Annotated in this window: 2 protein-coding genes; both read left to right on the top strand. The window is 35.3% G+C overall.

The features are described 5' to 3' along the window. Positions 1–314 precede the first annotated feature (314 nt). Positions 315–1604 (top strand): OprD family outer membrane porin, encoded by a 1290-nt coding sequence (locus KPC_RS18860; RefSeq protein ID WP_121975861.1) that lies wholly within the window; start codon positions 315–317, stop codon positions 1602–1604. Positions 1605–1880: 276 nt separating this feature from the next. After that, entirely contained in the window at positions 1881–2741 is an 861-nt protein-coding gene (locus tag KPC_RS18855) for an alpha/beta fold hydrolase (protein ID WP_121975860.1), read from the top strand. Positions 2742–2814: the final 73 nt, after the last annotated feature.

Below are 2814 nucleotides of genomic sequence, written 5' to 3'. Positions count from 1 at the left end.
AAATAAAAACTATATATTTTAACTATAAGCTAGGGTTTAAAACATAAAAACACTAAATCAGTTTTTTAAAATCTAAAAAATGATCAATTATTTTTTAAAATGTACAATATATGTGGAACTAAAAATCATATTTTGATAATAAAGGTGGAAAAACTGATTCTTATTAAAAATATTTAAAAAATATAGATCAAAAATTTTAGCTTTTTGTAGGGAAAATAATCATGGAAAACCTCAGACTCTGGTCGGATATTTTTTAATTATCTTGTTTTGCATGATGATGCCATAACATTGTTCTTATAAAAGGGATTTTAGCAATGCGTCGTCACACTTTATGGATGGCTGTTATGACTGCTGCTACTGTGGGTTCAACTGTAGCTCATGCAGAATTTGTAGAAGATAGTCAGGTTCAGCTCAAATTTAGAAATTTTTATTTAGACCGACAAATTGCACAACCTGATCCAAGTAAGCCACAAGACTTTGGAAGCTGGTCCCAAGGTATAACATTAGATGCCAAATCGGGTTATCACAAAATAGGTCCTATCGAAGTAGGTGTAGATGTTTTAGCACAATATGCTTTACGTCTCAGTGGTGATCGTGGTGATAATGATTTTGTGATGCCATATAATTATCAAAGCAAAGAACAGGCTCGTGATAATTTTAAATTAGGGGCGACACTTAAAGCCAAATATAAGCAAACAGAGCTACGTGTGGGAGAAATTTTACCTATTTCACCTGTTATTGTTTATGATCCATCACGCCAGCTATTAACAACATATGAAGGTGTGTGGCTTGAGTCTAAAGATTTAAAGAATACTAAAATCACATTGGGTTATTTAGACGGCATTAATACACGTTATGATAATCAAGTTCAGGATTTTAAACTCTGGCCTAATGAATTAAACACAGAAAAAGGGCAAGTTAAATCAGGTGATAGTGATGGTATGTATGTGGCTGGTATTGATTACCAGATTACTCCAGAGCTAGGTGCTAGTTATTTTTATGGTGATGTAACGAATATTTATAAGCAGAATTATTTTGGTTTGACCTATAACCATAAAATTAATGCGCAAAATAAAATTGCAACGCATGTCCGGTATTTTGATAACAAAGAATCAGGTGATGCTCTGTATGGAAAAATTGATAGCCAAGCTTTATCACTAAGAGCAGCATGGACGTATAACACGCATACATTTGAAGCAGGCTATCAACAAATGTATGGAAACCATGGCAGTAATGCACCTTTTTTTCCTACGATCTCTGGTTGGGTTCCGCAACCATATTTAGTCAATTGGTCTGTAGCAAGTTTTATTCGTAAAGATGAGAAATCGTGGAGTTTAGGTTATACCTATGATTTCAAGGACATTGGTTTAAAAGGCTTAACTGTTAGTGCCCGTTATTTTGATGGTCGAAATATCGATACAAAAACCCCAACACGTGGCAAAGAAAATGAAACTGATGTCGTTGTCAATTATGTTGTTCCTGAAGGAAAACTAAAAGGTTTAGGCTTTCAGTGGATGTATATCAATGTGAACTATAAACATGTTCCTGGTTTTGTTGATTTGACAGAAAACAGGATTGCAACGACATATACCTATCATTTTTAAGGTTAGAATTATTTAATTTATTATCAAGAGAGATATTTTGTCTCTCTTTGACCTAATTCATGAAACACTTGAAAAATATAAGGGATTTTTTATTTAAAAATCATTTAAAAACAGTTGGTTAAATAATCGTTTTTTTGTAGTTTATCATCGTAAATATGTATCAGTTTGCCTTGAAATCACGGGTAATATTAGGGGGTAAATCTGTAGGAATTCAAACGCAACTTAGGTGAATATTAACGAACTTTTCCTAAGAATAAGGCTGTACGAGGAGTAAGTATGAGCACTGTGCAAATCCCCAATTATAAAACTGATCCTTTTTTTGGCTTGGAAGACAAATGGATTGAAACTGCTGAAGGTGAGTTGACCCATTATCACGAAGTCGGTGAAGGTACACCTATTTTGTTCCTGCATGGCTCAGGTACAGGTGTGTCTGCTGCTGCAAACTGGTGGTTGAATTTACCACAAATTGGTGAACAGGCTCGTTGTATCGCTATTGATTCAATTGGTTATGGTCAAACTGTTGTTGCACCGAATACAGCTTATGGTATCCGTGCCTGGGTTGACCATGCTGTCCGCACTTTAGATGCTTTAGGTATTGAAAAAACATGGTTGGTTGGTAATTCACTAGGTGGCTGGTTAGCTTTCCAGATGGTGCTTGATTATCCAGAGCGTGTTTTAGGTATCGTTTCAATGGGTACTGGTGGCGCTAAGCAAACTGCAGCACTAAAAGCGCATGCAAATCCTGTCTTAACAGAAGAGGGAATCAAAAACACTCTGTCAATGTTTGTCGTTGATAAATCACTCATTACTGATGAGCTGGTCAAAGTACGTTATGAAGCAGCAAAAAATGATTATGCATCAGATCGTTTAATGGATGTTGTCGGAGCACGTGACCGTGATCGCTTTGAATTTCCATTAGATTTTGAAAAGATGAAAGACATTAGCGTACCAGTGTTGTTAATTCATGGTGTACAGGATGTTGTCATCCCGGTATCTCGTACCTGGGATATTTTAAATACTGTCCCTTATGCGGATGCTCATATATTCAGTCAATGTGGTCACTGGTCACAAGTTGAAAAGGCTGAAGAGTTTAATACAGTGATCAAAGATTATTTGACTGCTCGTGGCGTTAAATGATAATTGAATCATGAATAAAAAAGGATGGTGTAAGCCATCCTTTTTTATTGGAAATTTATTAATAGTTAAAAAT

Origin of the sequence: Acinetobacter stercoris, from assembly GCF_900323515.1 — a bacterium.
Classification (GTDB): Bacteria; Pseudomonadota; Gammaproteobacteria; order Pseudomonadales; family Moraxellaceae; genus Acinetobacter; species Acinetobacter stercoris.
The sequence above is the reverse complement of the archived record's forward strand: the minus strand, read 5'-3'. Positions and strand labels throughout refer to the sequence as shown.